The sequence below is a fragment of the Streptomyces sp. NPDC051105 genome (genome assembly GCF_040682795.1).
Lineage (GTDB): Bacteria > Actinomycetota > Actinomycetes > Streptomycetales > Streptomycetaceae > Streptomyces.
Genome location: NZ_JBFBBR010000011.1, coordinates 112,111 through 130,565 on the forward strand (window position 1 = coordinate 112,111; position 18,455 = coordinate 130,565).

The following is an 18,455-nucleotide window of genomic DNA, read 5'->3' on the forward strand; positions in this document are numbered from 1 at the left end:
CGGTCGTGCAGGCTCGGGCGGCCGGTTTTCTGTTCGAGTGACATTGGTGGGTCACGCTCCCCAGTCGGATACTGCGGTGGTCGTGCCTTCGGCGCCCCGGTGCACGGGCACGCCCACGGTGCCGTCGGCGTCCAGGTCGACCGTCTGTCCCGCGTACAGCGCGACCGGCGGCACCCAGCGCACGGTGACCTGCTCCGGCGCCCCGCCGCGCACCGCGACGGCCGCGTTGTGCCGGGGCCCCGACGGCAGGTCGAGCAGCGTCCAGCCGGCCGGCCTGCGGTGCGGGTCGGCACCCAGGTAGTCGTGGCCGGGGTCGCGGGACAGACCGGTGCCCAGCGCCTTGAGATAGGCCTCCTTGCGGGTCCACAGCCGCCCGAAGGTCGCGCGCCGTTCCCCGGCGTCGTCGAGCGCCGCCAGCTCCGCCTGCTCCCCCGGGTGCAGCGCCGGGGTGCACACCTCGACGGTCTCGGCCCGCGGCAGCCGCTCCACGTCGGCGCCGACGACCGTACGGGAGAGGGCGATCACGGCCATGCCGTGGCTGTGCGCCAGCGAGAAGTGCAGCGGCGGGTCGGGGTGGGCTACCGCCGGGCGGCCGTGCGGTTCGGCGCAGCCCGGGCAGGGCTCCCGCACGAACGGCACGTCCTGCGGGGCCAGCCCCAGGTAGGCCCCGAGGAGCCGGCGCAGGGCGACATGCGCGGAGGCGTACGTCACCCCGTCCGTGGGCCGGACGAAGGACGCGGTCCGCCTGCGCTCCGCCTCGCTCAGCTCGGTCAGGTCGAGCAGTTCGGCCGCGGTCTCCAGCGGCGCCCGGCGGACCATCCAGACGTCCAGCTGCCCGGCCGCCGGCAGCCGGGGCCCGGCCGCGAGGGCGGCCGCGCCGAACTCCAGGACCGGCATCTGCCCGATCACCTCGGGCTCGGCACGTCGTGCGCGACGAGGTGGTGCTCGCCCTTCCCGGCGTGCTTGTGCGGGCTGTCCTCCGGGCCGAGCTGTCCGGCCAGGCACTCGACCAGCTCGGCGGCGCTGTTGGCGCGCAGCAGCCGGTTGAGGTTGACGTCGACGCGCAGTGCGGCCTCCATCCGCCGCTGGAGCTCCAGGCCGTTGATGGACCCGATGCCCAGGCTGTTCATCGGGCGGCCCACGGTGTCGATGTTCTCGGGTGACACCCGCAGCACCCGGGCGAGTTCGCCGCGCACGTACGCGTCGATGATCCGGGTGCGCTCGGTGAGGCCGACGGAGGCGAGGTGCGCGAGGCTGGGCGGGACCACCTCGACGATCTGGTCGCGCTCGAACTCGTAGTCCAGGTCGTCGAGTTCGTCCTCCAGGTCGTCGAAGACCCAGGTCTGCGTTGTCTGGTCCATGGTCATTCCCCGTCGTGGAGTGAGGAGGGTGGGGTACGGATCAGGCCGGTGAGGCCGACGAGCAGGCCCAGGAAACCGAGCACGGCGACCAGGGTCAGCGCGGGCCGGCAGGCGGCGGCCGCGGCGGCCGGGCCCGGGGCGGTCGCGGGTGCGTATGCGGCGAGCAGGGCGGCGACCAGCGCGACCGTGACGACCGCGGCGAGCTGTACGGCCGTCTGGTACAGGCCGCTGCCGGTGAGCCGGTCGGCGGGCGCGAGGCGGGACATCGCCTGCATGTTCAGCGCGGCGAAGGACAGCACGAAGCCGGTACCGACCAGCAGGAGCGTGGGCAGCATCCGGCCCGGGTAGTCCAACGGCCATGGATCCGGGCGTAGTTGGAGCAGATAGCCCGCGAAGGCGCAGGCGGCGCCGGCCACGATGAGGCGGGGGGCGCCGAACCTGGCGACCAGGCGGCCGGAGGCGAGCGCGGTGAGCGCCGGGGGTGCGGCGGCCGGGGTGAGGGCGAGGGCGGCGCGGAGGGGGGACCAGTCGGCGAGGGTCTGGGTCTGGTACGTCAGGACGAACAGGAGGCCCAGGTAGGAGCCGTTGAGACAGGCCGCGCCGGCGGCGGAGCGGAGCAACGCGGGGTTGCTGCGCAGCGAGGGTCCGAGTCTGAGCAGGGGGTCGGCCGATCTGTGCTCGATCTGCCAGAACGCCACCAGCAGCAGTGCGGCCGCGCAGAGCGGCCCGACGGCTCTCGGGTCGCTCCAGCGGTGGCCGGGGATTTGCGTGATGCCCTGGACGAGGGCGAGGAGGGTTGCCAGGAGGGTGAGGGCGCCGGGGATGTCGTAACGGTGTGCCGTCGTGGTCATGGTGCGGCGCCGTGGGGGCTGGTCGCGCCCACGCGGCGGTAGCCGCATATCCAATACAGCCCCGCGCCCCTTTTGGGCGCCTGATGCCTCCCCTGGTATCAAGCGCAGCCCCAAGGCGAACAGCACCAGCACCACCGGCGCCGGAAAGGCGAACGCCCAGCGCCAGGACGCTTCCGTCAGCCAGCCGGAGAGGATCAGGCCTGCTGTGAAGCCGCCTGCGCCGAAGAGGGTGTAGACCGAGACCGCCCGGGATCGGGGGCGGCCCTCCGGGAACGTGCTGGTGATGATCGCGAGGCCGGTGGGGGCTGTGAGGGCCGCGCAGAAGCCCTTGACCAGGCGGGTGGTGAGGAGCAGCCACGGGTCCTGGGCGAGGGCGCTGAGTACGGACGCTGCGGCGAAGGCGAGAAGTGCCGCCAGGTAGACGCGGCGGCGGCCGAGGAGGGTCACCACGCGGGCGCCGAAGAGGAGCAGGCCGCCGAAGCCGGCGGCGAAGCCGGTCATCGCCCACTGGGTGACGGTCGGCCCCGCTCCCAGGTCCGTGCCGATGGCGGGCAGCGCCACCACCGCCACGGACACCTCCAGCGCGTCAATGAGCATGTTGCCGGCGAGGACGAGCAGCAGGCCCCACAGCCGGGGGCCGAACCGCTCGTCCGGGCCGGCGGCGACCGGTGACGGAAGGGTCCTGGTCACCGCGTCACCCGAGGAGCGTGCCGCCGCTCGCGTCGACGAAGGAGCCGGTGACCCAGCGGGCGTCGTCGGAGACGAGGAAGGCGATGACGTCGGCGACGTCCTGCGGTTCGCCGACGCGGTTGAAGGTGGACAGCGCCGACATGGCCTCGACGGCCTCGGGGATGCCGAACACCGGGTTGCCGTTGCGGGTGATGCCGGGGGCGACACTGTTCACGGTGATGCCGCGCGGGCCGAGCAGCTTGGCGTAGTGCAGGGCGAGTTGCTCCACCGCGCCCTTGCTCATGGCGTACGCGATCTCGTCCGGGTTGGCGAACCGGGTCAGCCCCGAGGAGATGTTCACGATCCGGCCGCCGTCGGGCATGTTGACCAGGGCGCGCTGGATGACGAAGAACGGCGCCCGGGCGTTGACCGCGAAGATCCGGTCGAACTGCTCCGGGGTGGTGTCCTCGGCCTTGACCCCGCCCATCACACCGGCGTTGTTGACCAGGATGTTCAGCTCGGTCTCGCCGGTGCGCTCCTTCAGCCCCGCCTCCAGGGCGAGGAACAGCTCGTGGACGTCGCCGGGGGTGCCGAGTTCGGCGCGTACCGCGAACGCCCGGCCGCCGTCCTTCTCGATCCCGGCGACCACCTCGGCGGCGGCCTCCTCGCTGGTGCCGTAGTGCACGGCGACCAGCGCGCCGTCGGCGGCGAGCCGCTCGGCGGTGGCCCGGCCCATGCCCCGGCTGGCGCCGGTGACAAGGGCGGTCTTTCCGGTCAGGTTGCCCATCTTCCTTCTCCTGCCAGTCAGTTGTGGTGATCGGGCGGCGGCACGCGCGGTGGGCGCGAACCAGCGGCCGAGGGCCTCGCGCAGCCCGTCCGCCGAGCCGCCGGCCCAGGCGACGTAACCGTCGGGTCGTACGAGCACGGCCCCGAAGGAGAGCGGGCCGGTGTCCAGGGGCCGGGCGGTGACCGTGTCGACGGAGGCCGACCAGTCGCCGGCCGCCCCGGCCAGCGACTCGTCCGTCACGAGCAGCAACCCGCGTGCCGAGTGCAGCAGTTCGGCGGTGGTCGCCCCCGAGTCGAGGCGCAGCTCGGGCAGCCGTGCACCGACGAGCCCGGTGAGCTCGTCGCCGTACCGCACGTCGAGCCCGCTGATCATCCCGGCGAGGTGCGCGCGGACCTTTTCGTAGGAGGTGAGTTCGCCGACGACCGAGCGCACCGGGTCCACCTCGGGTCCGCCGAGCAGCAGCCGGGCCTGGGCGCGGATGTTGGAGAGCACCCGGCGCCCGACCGCGTGCCGTTCGTCGTGGTAGGTGTCCAGCAGTCCCGCCGGGGCCCGGCCGAGAACGGTGGCCGCGAGCTTCCAGCCCAGGTTGACGGCGTCCTGGAGGCCGAGGTTGAGGGCCTGGCCGCCGATCGGCATCTGCTGGTGGGCCGCGTCGCCGGCGAGCAGTACCCGGCCCGCACGGTAGTGCTCGGCCTGCCGGGAGGCGTCGCCGAAGGAGTTGACCCACAGCGGGGTGCCGTGGGCGATGTCCTCGCCGGTGACGTCCCGCCAGGCGGTCGCGATGTCGGCGAACTCCGCGTCACCCGAGCCGCGGGGCGGGGTGCCGAACCGGTGGACCATCACCCGGGTGACGCCGTCGCCGCGCCGGGCGGCGATGGCGAGCCCGTTCGGCAGCCGCTGGAACCGCCGGTTCGGGATGTCGATGCCGTCGACGTCGGCGCGGATCAGCTCCCGTTCGGCGTCGTTGCCGGGGAAGGGGATGCCGGCGAGCCGTCGTACGACGGAGTGCTCGCCGTCGCAGCCGACGACGTATCCCGCGGTGTACTCCCGCCGTCGGCCGCCCTGTTCGGCGACGACGACCACCCGGTCGCGGTCCTGTCGCAGGGCGACGACGTCGTGGCCGCGCAGCACCCGCGCGCCGAGCCGCTCCGCCCAGGCACCGAGGAGTTCCTCGGTGCGGGTCTGCGGGACCTTCCACTGTCCGGGGTGGCTGCTGGGCAGGGTCAGGTCCAGCGGGAGGCCGCCGAAGTGGCCGCGGGGTTCGTGGGGCGGCGGCTCGGGGTCGCCGAAGCCGCCGGGGCCGTCGAGCAGGCCGCGCTGCCGGAGCAGCTCCATGGTGCGGGCGTGCAGGGTGGACGCCCGCGACTCGGTCGTCGGGGCGTCCAGCCGTTCCAGTACGGTCACTTCGGCGCCGCCGAGGCGCAGTTCCCCGGCGAGCATCAGCCCGACGGGTCCGGCGCCGACCACCACGACGTGCGTCTCGACAGCGTCGGCACCGGCCATGGGTCAGCGCCTCGCTTCGGCGTACGCCTTGGCGTGGTTCAGGGTGGCGCGGCTGTTGGTGCTGAGCGCGCCCTGGACGTAACTGCGGGCCTCGGCGACACCCGCGTCCGGACCGAGGATCTTCTCGATGTTCTCGGGGCGCAGCACGACGGTGTGCTGCGAGGAGGCGAAGGTGCCCGCGTCGGTCTCGCGGAAGGTCCAGTAGCCGGTGTGCAGGTTCATCAGGGCCGGCAGGGTGGTCTGCTTGTAGGCGATCTTCCGGCCGTCCAGGCAGACCCGGTACGACTTGGTGGTGTGCGTGGAGCCGTCCTTGGCGCGGGTGTCCATCTCCAGGGTCTGCAGACCCGGGGTGTCCTCGGTGAGGCGGACGGTCGCCACGTGCGGCAGCCGCTCGGACCAGCGGTCGGCCTCGTTGACGAAGTCGTAGAGGTCCTTGGCGGAACCGTCGACCTCGACGGTGTCCTCGAAGGAGAACGTCAGCTCCTCGGACGCGGTGGCGAGTTCGACGTTCGTCTTCAGCGCGGCCAGCTCGGAGCGGGAGTTGCGGTCCACCGCCTCGTCGATCCAGGCGAGCCCGGCCGGGTCGTCGTCGACGGCGGTGTAGTCGTGCAGCAGCCGGATCCGGGCGGTGGTGTCGTCGAGCGGCTCGATGATCCAGGTGCCGCCCATGCTCGCTACGGGCGGGGTGGAGACGGTCTGCCGGAAGGTGATCCGCAGACCGTCGGGGTCCAGCACCCGGCGCGAAGTCCAGTTCTTGGCCTCGCCGTTGGCGGTGGCCCAGATCCCGATGAGCTCCTCGTGGCCGGAGCGCTCCAGGTGGTCGACGTAGATGGTCGGCGGGAAGATCCGCGGCCAGTTGGCCACGTCGGCGATCAGCCGGTAGACCTCGGCGGCCGGCGCCGAGACGGTGATCTCGTGCTCGACTTCCTTGGACTCGGACATGGGTGAACTCCTAGAGGGTGCCGGGGTTTTCAGAAGTTGCCGAGGCCGCCGCAGACGTTGAGGGCCTGGGCGGTGATGGAGGCGGCGGTGTCGGAGGCGAGGTAGCCGACCAGTCCGGCGACCTCCTCGGGGGTGGAGTAGCGGCCGAGCGGGATCTTCGCCTGGAACTTGTCGAGGATGACGTCTTCGGTGGTGGCGTAGGCGGACGCGTAGCCGGCGCGGACGCGCTGGGCCATGGGGGTCTCGACGTATCCCGGGCAGACGGCGTTGACGGTGATGCCGGTGGGGGCCAGCTCGTTGCCCAGGGCCTTGGTGAAGCCCACCACCCCGTGCTTGGAGGCGGAGTACGGCGCCCCCAGCACCACGCCCTGCTTGCCCGCCGTCGAGGCGATGTTGATGATCCGCCCCCGGCTCTTGTCCCGCATGCCGCCGGTGGTGAGGGCGGCGCGGGTGAGGCGGAAGACGCTGTTGAGGTTGGTCTCGACGACGTCGTACCAGAGCTCGTCGTCGATGTCGGCGGTCACTCCGCCGCCGGACCGGCCGGCGTTGTTGACCAGGACGTCGACGGTGCCGTAGCGGTCGACGGCCGCCTGGACGAAGTTCGTGATGGACAGCGCGGACCGGACGTCGAGGGTGGTCCCGTCGACCTCCAGTCCCTCCGCGCGCAGTTCCTTGACGGTCCGCTCCACGTTCGCGGCGTCGCGGGAGCCGATGAAGACGCGGTGACCCTGCTGGGCCAGCAGCCGCGCCGAGGCGAGGCCGATTCCGCTGGTGGCCCCGGAGACCAGGGCGACCTTCTGCTGCTGTTCGGACATGTCTGCCGCTCCCTTTCAGGGCGTTCAGGTCTTTCGGGCATGGGGATGCCGCCGGCGCCCGGAACGAACGGGGGCGGGCGCCGGCGGCCGGAGGGGGACGGAGAGAGGTCGGTCAGGCCGCCGTGGCGGTGACGTCACCGAGCTGCGTGTTGACGAGGGCGAGCAGCTCGCGGGGGGTCTTCGCCTCGGTCACCACGGTGTCGTCGAGCGTGATGTCGTACTCCCGCTCGATGCGTCCGCAGGTCTCCAGGATGGCGAGCGACTCGTAGCTGAGCTCCTCGAAGTCGGTGTCGAGGATGTTCCCGTCGAGATCGACGCTCTCATCGGCACCGGCGGCCTCCAGCAGGATCCGCTTGAGGTCGTCGAGGGTGAAGGACTGGGTGGCCACGGTGATCTTCCTTTCGGTTCTACGAATCGTTTCTACGAATCGGCTCTACGGATCGGCTCTACGGATCGGCTCTACGGATCGGCTCTACGGATCGGCTCTACGGATCGGCTCTAGGAGGAACACCCGCCCTTCCGGCCCGGCGTGGGAGAGAGTGGTGGGCCGGAAGGGCGGGTGTGTCTTGAGGGCGTGGGCTGGGGGGATGCTTACCGGCGCTCGCAGGGTGCCGTCGGCTGAAGAGGAGCCGGCTGGGCAGCGCCCCGTAAGGGGCGCGGGGAACCGCGCGAGCAACCCCCACGCGCCCGCGGCCGCGCCACCGCACAGCCCCTACGGTCGTGGGCGGATCACGCCCGGACGACCATCGCCGAGTTGAACCCGGCGTAGCCCCGCGCCAGCACCAGCGCCGTCCGTACCTCGGTCAGCCGTGGCTCCCCCACCACCAGGTCGAGGTCGTAACTCGCCTCCGGCGAGACATGCACCGTCGCCGGCACGAACCCGTCCCTGATGGCGAGGAGCGCCGTCGCCACGTCCAGCGGCGCCGCCCCCGAGTACAGCCGCCCGGTCATCGTCTTCGGCGCGGTCACCGGCACCCCGTGCGGCCCGAACACGTCGTTCAACGCGTCCGCCTCCACCCGGTCCAGCTCCGGCACGGCCGCCGCGTCGGCGAACACGACGTCCACGTCGGCCGCGTCCACGCCCGCGTCGGCGAGGGCCAGTTCGATGGCCTTGCGCAGCCCCGGCGGCCGCTCGCTGCCCGGCGCCGGATCGAACGTCGTGCCGTACCCGGCGATCTCCCCGTACACCCGGGCGTCCCGCCGCGCGGCCGTCTCCTCGGCCTCCAGGATCAGGATCGCCCCGCCCTCGCCGGCCACGTGCCCGGCCGCCGCCGGGTCGAACGGCAGGTACGACCGCTCGGGCTCCTCCGACGTGGACAGCCGCTCGCTGGCCAGCTGTGCCACCCACCCCCACGGGCAGATGGACGCGTCGATCGCCCCGGAGACGATGAGCCGCGTCCCCTTCCGGATCTGCCGGCGGGCGTGGGCCAGTGCCTCGAGCCCGCCCGCCTGGTCCGACACGACGACCCCGCTCGGCCCCTTCATCCCGTTGCGGATGGAGATCTGGCCGCTGTTGACGGCGTAGAACCAGGCGAACGACTGGTATGCCGAGACGAACTGGCTGCCCTGGCTCCACAGCTTCTGCAGCTCGCCCTGGCCGAACTCGAAGCCGCCGGAGGAGCTGGCGGTTACCACGCCCATGTCGTAGGCGGGCAGGTCGGCCGGGCTGACGTCCGCGTCGGCCAGCGCCCAGTCCGTCGCGACGAGCGCGAGCCGGGTCATGTGGTCGGTCTGGGCGAGCAGCCGGCTCGGCAGGTGCTCGCCGGCGCTGAACCCGGGGACCTCCCCCGCCAGTTTCGCCGGGTACCCGGACGGGTCGAACCGGGTGATCCGGGCGATCCCGCTCTTGCCGGCGCGGGCCGCCGCCCAGTAGTCGGCGGTACCGAGGCCGTTGGGCGCGGCGATGCCGAGCCCGGTCACAACCGTGCGCGTGCTCATGCTGCCGTGCTCCTCTCCGGTCGGGCGAGCACCATCGCGCTCTGGAAGCCGCCGAACCCGCTGCCCACGGTGAGCACCGCGTCGGTGCGGTGCTCGCGGGCGGTGAGCGGCACGTAGTCCAGGTCGCACTCGGGGTCGGGGGTGTGCAGGTTCGCCGTCGGGGGCACGACGTGGTGCTCCATGGCGAGGACGGACGCGGCGATCTCGATGGAGCCGATCGCGCCGAGCGAGTGCCCGACCATCGACTTGATGGAGGACACCGGGGTCCGGTACGCGTGGTCGCCGAGGCTCTTCTTGAACGCGGCGGTCTCGTGCCGGTCGTTCTGCTTGGTGCCGGAGCCGTGCGCGTTGATGTAGTCGATGGCCTCGGGGTTGAGCCGGGCCTCGCCCAGCGCGACCGAGATCGCCTCGGCCATCTCGGCGCCGTCCGGGCGCAGTCCGGTCATGTGGAAGGCGTTGCAGCGCGAGGCGTACCCGGCGATCTCGGCGTAGATGTGCGCGCCGCGGCTGCGCGCCGCCTCCAGCTCCTCCAGGACGAAGACGGCCGACCCCTCGCCCAGCACGAACCCGTTGCGGGTGCCGTCGAAGGGGCGGGAGGCGTGCTCGGGGTCGTCGTTGCGCGGGGTGGTGGCCTTGATGGCGTCGAAGCAGGCGAGGGTGATCGGGGAGATCGGGGCGTCGGTGGCGCCGGCGATCATCGCGCAGGCGGAACCCTCCCGGATCAGCTCGACGGCGTGCCCGACGGAGTCGAGACCCGAGGTGCAGCCGGTGGACACGACGGTGGCCGCGCCCTCGGCACCCACCGACCAGGCCACCTCGGCGGCGAAGGAGCTGGGCACCAGGTAGTTGTAGAGGTGCGGGACGGCGTAGGTGTGGTCGACCAGTTCGAGCCGGCCGCCGTCGCTGACCACCCGGTACTCCTGGTCGAGGCCCATGGTCGCGCCGACCGCGCTGCCGATGGTGACCCCGACCCGGTGCGGGTCGGCGCCGGACAGGTCGAGCCCGCTGTCGGCGAGCGCCTCGCGGGCGCTGACGACGGCCAGCTGCGCCGCCCGGTCCATCCGGCGTATCTCCTGCGGGCTCAGCCCGTGCTCCTCCGGGTCGAAGTCGACCTCGGCGGCGACCCGGGACCGGAAGGAGGACGGGTCGAAGAAGGTGATGCCGCGGGTCGCGGTGCGGCCCTCGCTGAGCAGGTTCCAGAAGTTCTTCGTGCCGACACCACCGGGGGCGATGACCCCGACCCCGGTGATGACCACTCGCCTGGCGTTCACGCCCGGCCCTCCCAGTCGTAGAAGCGCGTGGCGACCGCGTCGGCGGGAGACCGCCAGGTGGCGGGGTCGTACGCCTGGATGAACGGCTTGAGGTCCTCGCTGATCCGCACGAACCGCGGGTCGGTCTTGGCCGACTCGATCAGCTCACCGCCGTTGTCGGTGTCGAAGTGCTGGAGGTGGAAGTACAGCCCGCGGTAGGCGAACAGCTCACGCCGCCGGGTGCCCATGAGGTGCGGCATCTCGGTCTCGTCGAACTCCTTGAACAACCGGGCGACTTCCTGACTGTGAGCCGGCTCCATACGAGCGACGATCAGGGTGCTGTGCATGGGGATTCTCCTCAAAGGGGGGCCGCCAATTGGCGCCCCGCAGGGGGCAGCGCCCGAAGGGGCGCGGGGAACTGCGCGACCAGCCACAACGGCGGGGCAGCCGCGACACGATGCAAAGCGGCACTCTCGGCAGCGCACTCGGCGGCACTGCCTCACCGCGCAGGCCCGAACCACCGCTCAAGAGCCATCGGCAGATCCGCGTGGCTACCCGGCGCGGCCCAGGCCACATACCCGTCGGGCCGCACCAGCACGGCCGTGGTCCCCGCGAGCGGGCTGTCGGCCGGCACCTCCGCCACCGCCGTCACCACGTCCACCCGGTCCCGCCACGCCCAGGCCCGCTCCCGCAGCCGCGCGTTGTCGGCGAGGTCGAGCAGGACGCCCCGCCCGGCGCGCAGCGCCTCCGTGCTGGAGGCCACCCTCTTGTGGCCCGCGAGCGGCACGTTCGGCAGCCGTCGGCCCAGCAGCGCGCCCGCGCCCCCGTCGAGGTCGTAGTGGATCTCGAGCCCGGAGACCATCGCCGCCAGGTGCTTGCTGACCTCGGGATAGCGGATCAGCTCGTTCAGCACGTCGCGCAGCGGCTGCACCTCGGGCCCGGACAGGAACAGCAGGCCCTGCGCCCGGGTGTTCATCATCAGCCGCTGCCCGACCGGGTGCCGTTCGTCGTGGTACGTGTCGAGCAGCGCCTCGGGTGCCCGGCCGCGCACCACCGCGCCCAGCTTCCAGCCCAGGTTCACGGCGTCCTGGATGCTCGTGTTCATGCCCTGGCCGCCGGCCGGCAGATGGATGTGCGCGGAGTCCCCGGCGAGCAGGATCCGGCCGCGCCGGTACTCGGTGACCAGGCGCGTGCCGTCGCCGAAGGAGGACACCCACACCGCCTCGGCGTGCGAGATGTCGTCGCCGGTCAGCCGCTGCCAGGCCGCCGCGGCCTCCGCCCAGGTGGGCGGCTTCTCACGGCGCTGCGGCGGGGTGCCGCGCTCGCAGATGATCAGCCGGGTGATGCCGCCGGGCAGCGGCCCGACCATGACCATCCCGCCGGGCAGGGTCTCCCCGATCATCCGGGGCTCCAGCTCGATACCGCGCACGTCGGCGAGGTACATCTCCAGCGTCGACGGCGTGCCCGGGAAGTCGAACCCGGCGGCCTTGCGGATGGTCGAGCGGCCGCCGTCGCAGCCCACCAGGTACTCGGCGCGCAGCCGGTGCACGCCCTCGGGGCCGCGCACCTCGACCTCGACGCTGTCCTCCTTCTCCTTGACGGACAGCACCTCGTGCCGACGCCGGATGTCCGCGCCGAGCCGGCCGGCCCACTCCTCCAGGACGGTCTCGGTGACCGACTGAGGGATCGTTTTGGCAGCCTGGTGGGCGCCGTCGAGGACACCGAAGTCGACCGGCAGGCCACCGAAGTGGCCCACGTTGCTGACCTCGATGTCCCCGAAGCGGGGCAGCAGTCCGCGCTGGTCGAAGACCTCCATGGTGCGGGCGGTGAAGCCGAGGCCGCGCGACTCTCCGGTGCGCGCGGGCAGCTTCTCCAGAACGATGACGTCGGCGCCCGCGAGCCGTAGCTCGCCCGCGAGCATCATGCCGGCCGGCCCGGCGCCCACGACGATGACTTGTGCGTCCATGACACTCCTCGGGAACGGGTAACGGTCCGTACGGTCCGGTCTGCGGGACCGTCGAAGACGATCTGTCAGCGGTGCAGGAGGCGTCCGATGGCCCGGTTCGCCACCTGCGCGGCCGCCGCGTGCCGCGGGTCGGGCGCCCATGCCTCGTGCCGTACGGCCACTTCGGCGAGCTTGATGGCGTGCTCGTCGCCGATCCCCACGGCCTCGGCGAAGAGGCCGGCCACGTCGGGGGCGTCCGGCAGCGGGGCCGAGGGCCGGGGCACGGCGTGGAACCAGTCGAGCATGGTGCGGCTGACGGCCCGCGCGACCTGGTACGACGGCCACCGCTGCGCCTCCGGGAGGTGCTCCACCACCAGTCGTACGGCGGCGGGCCCGGTGACCGAGTGGATCAGCGGAATCGGATGGCCGGGGGAGAGCGTGGCGTAGATGCCGGAGAACTCCGCGACGAGTTCGTCCAGGGCCGCTGCGGCATCACCGTCGCCGTCCTCGCCCGGGCGCTCCTCGACGACGACTCCGCCCTCGGAGTGACGGGCCGCCCAGTAGCCGAGCCCCTGGGCCAGTTCGGCCAGTTGCATCCGCTGGTCGGGGCCCGCGGTCACCACGGCACGGACCGCGTGCGCGGTGCGGATCACCCCGTGCGTGAGCACCCCGGACATGCCGGGCAGCAGCCGGGGCCACCAGCGGGCCAGTACGTCGGTCCACTCTCCCTCGGCCAGCTCCCGTTCGAACAGGGCCGTCCAGTCGGCGACCCGGCCGAAGTCACCGAGTGCCCGCCGCCAGTCGGCCTCGTCCGCCGGGTCGATGGTGAACCGCCGGTCGGGCACGTCGTGGAAGGTGTGGCTGCGCAGATGCCCTTCCACCCAGCCGGGCACCTCGTCGGCGTATCCCATGTGGGCCAGGGCCTCGGCGGCCATCGGGGCGTGGTTGACGAAGCTGCGCCCGTGCTCGTACCCCACGGAGCTCAGCCGCTCCAGTGCTCCGTTCATGGCGTCGGTGTAGGTGAGGTGTGCCAAGTCGACCAGTCCTCGATCAAGTCGGTGTTCGGTCGGTGTCTCAGTCCTTGATGTCGCACACGGCCGCGCCGGCGGCGAGGGCCTGTCCCACCTCGGCGGCGATCCCGGTCACGGTGCCGGAGCGGTGCGCGGTGAGCGGCTGCTCCATCTTCATGGCCTCGATGACGACGACCAGGTCGCCCTTCTCGACGGTCTGCCCGTCGGCGACGGCGACCTTGACCACGGTGCCCTGCATCGGCGAGGTGAGCGTGTCCCCGGACGCGGCCGGCGCGGAGCCGCCCGCGGTACGGCGGCGGGCCCGCGGCGCGGCCGCCCCGGCGAGGCTCGACATCCGGTCCGGGACCCGTCCGAGCACCGCCGGCAGCGAGACCTCCAGCCGGTGTCCGCCGACCTCGACGACCACGGTCTCGCGCCCGCTCTCGGCCGTCCCGGCGTCGGGGGCAGGTGCGGCGAAGGGCTCGATCCCGTTGACGAACTCGGTCTCGATCCACCGGGTGTGGACGGTGAAGGGCCCTTCCTGCGGGGCGAACGCCGGGTCCCTGACCACGGCCCGGTGGAAGGGGATGGCCGTGGCCATGCCCTCGACCCGGAACTCGTCCAGGGCGCGGGCGGCCCGCTGAAGGGCCTCCTCGCGGGTCCGGCCGGTCACGATCAGCTTGGCCAGCAGCGAGTCCCAGGCGGGACCGATCACGCTGCCCGACTCCACGCCCGCGTCCAGCCGCACGCCCGGCCCCGTCGGCGGGTCGAAGCGGGTGACCGTGCCCGGGGCGGGCAGGAACCCGCGGCCCGGGTCCTCGCCGTTGATCCGGAACTCGAAGGAATGACCGCGCAGTTCGGGGTCGTCGTAGCCGAGTTCCGCGCCGTCGGCGATCCGGAACATCTCGCGGACCAGGTCGATGCCGGCGACCTCCTCGGTCACCGGGTGCTCGACCTGGAGGCGGGTGTTGACCTCCAGGAAGGAGACCGTGCCGTCCTGGCCGACCAGGAACTCACAGGTCCCCGCGCCGACATACCCGGCCTCCCGCAGGATCGCCTTGGATGCGCGGTACAGCTCGGCCGTCTGCTCCGCCGTCAGGAACGGCGCCGGAGCCTCCTCCACCAGCTTCTGGTGCCGACGCTGCAACGAGCAGTCACGCGTCGATACGACGACCACGTGGCCGTACCGGTCCGCGAGGCACTGCGTCTCCACGTGCCGTGGCCGGTCCAGGTAGCGCTCCACGAAGCACTCCCCGCGGCCGAAGGCGGCCACCGCCTCACGCACCGCCGACTCATAGAGTTCCGGCACCTCCTCCAGCGTCCGGGCAACCTTCAGCCCGCGTCCGCCGCCGCCGAACGCGGCCTTGATCGCGATCGGCAGCCCGTGTTCCGCCGCGAAGGCCACGACCTCGTCGGCGCCGCCCACCGGGTCCGGCGTGCCGGCGACCAGCGGGGCGCCGGCGCGCTGGGCGATGTGCCGGGCGGCCACCTTGTCGCCGAGGTCGCGGATGGCCTGCGGCGGCGGACCGATCCAGGTCAGGCCCGCGTCCAGGACGGCCTGGGCGAACTCCGCGTTCTCGGAGAGGAAGCCGTAGCCGGGGTGGACGGCGTCCGCGCCGGTCTCCCGGGCGGCCCGCAGGACCTTGTCGATGTCCAGGTAGCTGGTGGCCGGGGTGTCACCGCCCAGGGCGTAGGCCGCGTCGGCGACCCGGACGTGCAGGGCGTCCCGGTCAGGGTCCGCGTAGACGGCGACGCTCGCGATCCCGGCGTCCCGGCAGGCCCGGGCGACACGCACGGCTATCTCGCCACGGTTGGCGATGAGCACCCGGCGCATGTCAGGACGCCTGCTCGGTGTGGTGGAAGCGGTCCGCGCCCGACCGCAGCGGGCCCAGCGAGCCGTCGAAGAAGACCAGCGGCTCCTGGCCGTGCTCGGGCACGCCCAGGTCCACCACCTCGCCGATGACGATGTCGTGGTCGCCGGCCGCGTGGATGTCGACCGTGGTGCAGGTCAGGTAGGCGAGGGCCTCGCTGAGCACGGGCAGCCCGTCCTCGGTGAAGTGGTGCGGGACCCCCTCGAAGGCGGTGGACCGGCGCCCGGCGAAGTGCCGGGCCAGCGGCTGCTGCCGCCCCGAGAGGAAGTTGACGGTGAATCCGCCGCTCTGCTCCAGGAGCGTGTGCAGCCGGGACTGCTGGTGCAGACAGAACAGCACCAGCGGCGGTTCCAGCGAGACGGACGTGAACGAGTTGACGGTGGTGCCGTCCGCGTCGCCGTCGGGGCCGGTGGTGATGACCGTGACGCCGGTCGTGAACAGGCCGCACACGCGGCGCAGACTCGTCGGCTCGACCGGCGGGGTCTGCTCGGCGGTCCGGGTCTCCTGGGCGCGGGTCAGCGACCGTGCTGCTGCGGACATGCGCATCCCTTTCTGGGGTGTGGGTCGAGGGGGGTGCCGCGCGGGTCAGAGAAGCTTGCGGACCTTCGCCCCGGCCTTGACGATGCCGAGCAGGAACTCGCGGCCGACGCTGTTCATCTCGGGCGGGGCCTGGACCGAGGCCCAGTACAGGAAGCGGGCCATCGTCGCCACGGACGGGTAGATGAAGCGCTGCTCCTCGTCCTTCCAGCCGAAGACCGGGTTGACGACCGGGGACTCCTTGAGCAGCCCGAAGACGATGTCGGCGGCCTCGTCGCCGCTGAGCGCGCCGGCCTCGTACTTCTCGCAGGTCTCGGCGGTGGCCTCCAGGATCATCTTGAACGAGTCGCTCTGCGGCCACCACAGGCCCGGGTACGGCACCTGCTCCAGCTCGTCGAAGTGCCGGACGTCGCGGTCCTTGAAGTGCTTGAGGCGGGCCCGGGTGAGCCGCATGGTGCCAGGGGTGATGAAGGAGCCCCAGACCCGGAAGACCGCGTTCCACAGCCGGAAGTGGGAGAAGGCGATGAAGGAGCTGTTGACCAGGTCGTCGTTGTACTGGAGCAGGCCCTGCTCGACCTGCTCGACGTACGCGAAGCGCTCGGCGGAGAAGTCGCCGTCCTTCAGGGCGGGGATCAGCCGGGAGGTCAGGGCGTCGACGACCTCCATGGTGTTGGACAGGCCGCGGGAGAACAGCGGGTCCAGGAAGCCGGCCGCGTGGGACATCAGGCACCAGCGGTCGCCGATGGTCTGCTTCGAGGAGTACTGCAGCCGGTCGGTGGAGATCCACTCGCGAACCCGGGTGGCGCCGGCGAACTGGCGCTTGACCGCCGGGTACTTGTCGAGGAAGAGCTGGAACTCCTGCTCCGGGGTGAGGTCCTTGGGCTTGGGATAGGTGCGCTCGTCCATGGTCAGGCCGATGCTGCACAGCGGGTTGCGGGAGTCGGGGTGGTTGTCGAACGGGATGATCCAGAACCAGCCGCGCTCGATGAGGTGGTGCATGGTGCCGGTGTGCCAGTCGGCCGGCGGCCGCAGGTCCTGCGGGTGGCCGCTGACGTCGTCGAACCGTTTGATGCCGACGTAGTGCGTGAACATCGAGCGGGAGTGGTGCTTGAAGCGGGCGGTGGGCTTGTCGCGCAGGTCGAACTTGTCGGCGAGCGGCGAGCGGAAGCCGGAGGCGTCCACCAGGTACCTGCCCCGGTACAGCTCGGGCGCGGCGCCCGGAGCGGCGCTCTTTCCGGTGACGGTGACGCCGTCGTCGTCGAAATCGACTTCGGTGGCGCGCCAGTTCTGCCGGGGGGTGCAGCCGTATTTGATCGCCACGTGGAACATGAAGGCGTCGCTGTCCTGCCGGAACATGTGGCTGTTCTGGTGGAATATCTTCGGCAGGGCGAGCTGGGTGGCCTCACGCGGGTCGGGTTCTTTTCCGACCTCGTGCTTCATGAAGCCGAAGTGCGCCTTGGTGCCGAAGGTCGGGCCGATGTCGCGGGTGGAGGCCTGGACACTGGACAGGCTCTTCAGTTCGGGGATGTCGTGGCGCTCGGCGAGGATGTGGATCCATTCCACGAGCTGCGGGGTCATGGACTCGCCGATGGCGAAGCGCGGGTGTGCGGCCGCATCGACCAGCAGCACCCTGGCGCCGTGCTTGGCGAGAATGGTGCCGGTGACGGAGCCGGCGAGGCCCGAGCCGAGGATGATGACGTCGTAGGTCATGTCCTCCGGTATGCGCGCCGGTTCGGGCGAGCCGTCGGTCTTCTGCGCGACCATGACTGTCTCCTTCGTCGAGGGGCGGTGCGCAACGGGAATTCCGTGTGGAGCGGGAAATCCGCATGAAAAAAGGCCCCTCGTGGCCCTTCCGGAAAGATTCGGAAGGGCGCCGCGAAGAGCCTGGAAACGTTACGAAGAGCCTGGAGAGAAGAGCCTGGAAAGGGTCTGTGAAGGGCCTGAAAAAGGCACGGCGCAGCCGCTGGATAAAGCGTGACAGCCTTTGGCCAGAGGGTCAACCCCTGGCGGGAACAGATGACTTGGCGTTCTCGGAGAATGCGGGTCCGGAATGGGTCGGGGCGAGGAGTTTCAGCAGCAGTTCGCGCAGCTCCTCCTCGCCGCCGGGGCCGAGCATGGCGGAGACGTCCCCGGCGAGTTCCGCGACGGCCCGGACCACCACGGCGAGCTGCTCGCGGCCGAGTTCGGTCACTTCGAGGGCATAGCGGCGCCGGTCGTGCGGATCGCGGCCGCGCCGCACCAGGCCCAGCTTGACGAGTTCGTCGACCAGTTGGGAGGCGGCCGGCCCGGTGATGGCGAGCAGTTCGGCGAGCCGCTGCTGGGAGATGGCCCCGAGGACGTCGAGGGCGGACAGCGGCCCGTAGTGGCGCACCCTGAGCCCGGTGCCGGCCAGCTTGTCGTCGCCGTGCTTGCGCAGCCGGTGATGGGCCTGCGCGACCAGGTACTCGGTGCCCTGCACGAGCGGCTGCGCGGACTCCGGCAGCAGCCGGGCGAGCAGCTCGTCGAGCCGGGCGGTCTCCTCGGGGGTCAGTACGGCGGTGAGCCGGGCGTCCCGCTCGGCGACCGCTCGCCGCCTGGCCTCCACGGCCTCCCGTCCCCGGTCGGTCAGGGAGAGCACGTACTGGCGCCGGTTGTCGGGGTTGCGGGTGCGCCGCACCTCGTCGCGGTCCTCCAGCCGGTCGATGACGCCGACCATGATGGTGCGGTTGATGCCGAGCCGCTCCGCGAGGTCGAGCTGGGACTCCCAGTCGTGGCCGGTGAGCGCGTCGAGGACCAGGAAGTCGCGGGAGTCGCTGTCGCCGCCGTCGCCGCTGGCGGCGAACTGCGCGTAGACCCTGCGCAGGAGGTAGCCGATGAAGCCGGTGAGTGAATCCGGGAGGACTCCGGGGATCTCCGCGGTCTCCTCGGTCCGGGTCACCGGACCTCGCGCACCGCTGGAATCGCCTGAACTCCGCAAGACAGCACCTCCTTCCCGAG

16 protein-coding genes are annotated in these 18,455 nt (G+C 71.9%); all 16 read right to left on the reverse strand.

Going from position 1 to position 18,455, the window contains the following annotated elements; all coding sequences use genetic code 11:
• Positions 1–51: 51 nt before the first annotated feature.
• The gene (locus tag AB0N16_RS26655) at positions 52–897 is read right to left on the reverse strand and encodes a 4'-phosphopantetheinyl transferase superfamily protein (RefSeq protein WP_365800821.1); all 846 of its coding nucleotides are present in this window, start codon (positions 895–897) and stop codon (positions 52–54) included.
• An 8-nt stretch (positions 898–905) separates the two neighbouring features.
• Complete coding sequence (locus tag AB0N16_RS26660; RefSeq protein WP_351735184.1) at positions 906–1,361, reverse strand: acyl carrier protein; 456 nt, start codon at positions 1,359–1,361, stop codon at positions 906–908.
• A gap of 2 nt (positions 1,362–1,363) precedes the next feature.
• Entirely contained in the window at positions 1,364–2,902 is a 1,539-nt protein-coding gene (locus AB0N16_RS26665) for an MFS transporter (RefSeq protein ID WP_365800823.1), read from the reverse strand.
• Between the two features lie 4 nt (positions 2,903–2,906).
• Positions 2,907–5,171: an SDR family oxidoreductase gene (locus AB0N16_RS26670; protein ID WP_365800825.1), complete on the reverse strand. Its 2,265-nt coding sequence runs from the start codon at positions 5,169–5,171 to the stop codon at positions 2,907–2,909.
• A 3-nt stretch (positions 5,172–5,174) separates the two neighbouring features.
• Positions 5,175–6,113, reverse strand: a complete 939-nt coding sequence (locus AB0N16_RS26675; RefSeq protein WP_365800827.1) for an aromatase/cyclase — start codon at positions 6,111–6,113, stop codon at positions 5,175–5,177.
• Between the two features lie 29 nt (positions 6,114–6,142).
• Complete coding sequence (gene fabG / locus AB0N16_RS26680; protein WP_365800829.1) at positions 6,143–6,928, reverse strand: 3-oxoacyl-ACP reductase FabG; 786 nt, start codon at positions 6,926–6,928, stop codon at positions 6,143–6,145.
• A gap of 112 nt (positions 6,929–7,040) precedes the next feature.
• Positions 7,041–7,316 carry an acyl carrier protein gene (locus AB0N16_RS26685; RefSeq protein WP_351735174.1) on the reverse strand — a complete coding sequence of 92 codons (276 nt, stop codon included), beginning with the start codon at positions 7,314–7,316 and terminating at the stop codon, positions 7,041–7,043.
• A 341-nt stretch (positions 7,317–7,657) separates the two neighbouring features.
• On the reverse strand, positions 7,658–8,866 hold the full coding sequence (locus tag AB0N16_RS26690; RefSeq protein ID WP_365800831.1) for a ketosynthase chain-length factor: 1,209 nt from the start codon (positions 8,864–8,866) through the stop codon (positions 7,658–7,660).
• Entirely contained in the window at positions 8,863–10,137 is a 1,275-nt protein-coding gene (locus AB0N16_RS26695; protein ID WP_365800833.1) for a beta-ketoacyl-[acyl-carrier-protein] synthase family protein, read from the reverse strand. Before AB0N16_RS26695 ends, AB0N16_RS26690 begins: the two co-directional genes overlap by 4 nt.
• The gene (locus AB0N16_RS26700; protein ID WP_217549284.1) at positions 10,134–10,463 is read right to left on the reverse strand and encodes a TcmI family type II polyketide cyclase; all 330 of its coding nucleotides are present in this window, start codon (positions 10,461–10,463) and stop codon (positions 10,134–10,136) included. Before AB0N16_RS26700 ends, AB0N16_RS26695 begins: the two co-directional genes overlap by 4 nt.
• A gap of 152 nt (positions 10,464–10,615) precedes the next feature.
• Positions 10,616–12,082, reverse strand: coding sequence for an FAD-dependent monooxygenase (locus AB0N16_RS26705; RefSeq protein ID WP_351735168.1), 1,467 nt, complete (start codon positions 12,080–12,082; stop codon positions 10,616–10,618).
• A 65-nt stretch (positions 12,083–12,147) separates the two neighbouring features.
• Entirely contained in the window at positions 12,148–13,095 is a 948-nt protein-coding gene (locus tag AB0N16_RS26710) for a hypothetical protein (protein ID WP_365800836.1), read from the reverse strand.
• 40 nt (positions 13,096–13,135) lie between these two features.
• Positions 13,136–14,905, reverse strand: coding sequence for a biotin carboxylase N-terminal domain-containing protein (locus AB0N16_RS26715; RefSeq protein ID WP_365800838.1), 1,770 nt, complete (start codon positions 14,903–14,905; stop codon positions 13,136–13,138).
• 1 nt (position 14,906) lies between these two features.
• Positions 14,907–15,482, reverse strand: coding sequence for a flavin reductase family protein (locus AB0N16_RS26720; RefSeq protein WP_365800840.1), 576 nt, complete (start codon positions 15,480–15,482; stop codon positions 14,907–14,909).
• A 45-nt stretch (positions 15,483–15,527) separates the two neighbouring features.
• Positions 15,528–17,243: a tryptophan 7-halogenase gene (locus AB0N16_RS26725; RefSeq protein WP_365800842.1), complete on the reverse strand. Its 1,716-nt coding sequence runs from the start codon at positions 17,241–17,243 to the stop codon at positions 15,528–15,530.
• A 232-nt stretch (positions 17,244–17,475) separates the two neighbouring features.
• Entirely contained in the window at positions 17,476–18,396 is a 921-nt protein-coding gene (locus AB0N16_RS26730) for a MarR family transcriptional regulator (RefSeq protein WP_351735158.1), read from the reverse strand.
• Between the last annotated feature and the right edge of the window lie 59 nt (positions 18,397–18,455).

Coding starts and splice junctions, on each gene's coding strand:
- AB0N16_RS26655 (WP_365800821.1), bottom strand. CDS start 897: ATGCCGGTCCTGGAGTTCGGCGCGGCCGCCCTCGCGGCCGGGCCCCGG.
- AB0N16_RS26660 (WP_351735184.1), bottom strand. CDS start 1,361: ATGGACCAGACAACGCAGACCTGGGTCTTCGACGACCTGGAGGACGAA.
- AB0N16_RS26670 (WP_365800825.1), bottom strand. CDS start 5,171: ATGGCCGGTGCCGACGCTGTCGAGACGCACGTCGTGGTGGTCGGCGCC.
- AB0N16_RS26675 (WP_365800827.1), bottom strand. CDS start 6,113: ATGTCCGAGTCCAAGGAAGTCGAGCACGAGATCACCGTCTCGGCGCCG.
- fabG (WP_365800829.1), bottom strand. CDS start 6,928: ATGTCCGAACAGCAGCAGAAGGTCGCCCTGGTCTCCGGGGCCACCAGC.
- AB0N16_RS26690 (WP_365800831.1), bottom strand. CDS start 8,866: ATGAGCACGCGCACGGTTGTGACCGGGCTCGGCATCGCCGCGCCCAAC.
- AB0N16_RS26700 (WP_217549284.1), bottom strand. CDS start 10,463: ATGCACAGCACCCTGATCGTCGCTCGTATGGAGCCGGCTCACAGTCAG.
- AB0N16_RS26705 (WP_351735168.1), bottom strand. CDS start 12,082: ATGGACGCACAAGTCATCGTCGTGGGCGCCGGGCCGGCCGGCATGATG.
- AB0N16_RS26715 (WP_365800838.1), bottom strand. CDS start 14,905: ATGCGCCGGGTGCTCATCGCCAACCGTGGCGAGATAGCCGTGCGTGTC.
- AB0N16_RS26720 (WP_365800840.1), bottom strand. CDS start 15,482: ATGTCCGCAGCAGCACGGTCGCTGACCCGCGCCCAGGAGACCCGGACC.
- AB0N16_RS26725 (WP_365800842.1), bottom strand. CDS start 17,243: ATGGTCGCGCAGAAGACCGACGGCTCGCCCGAACCGGCGCGCATACCG.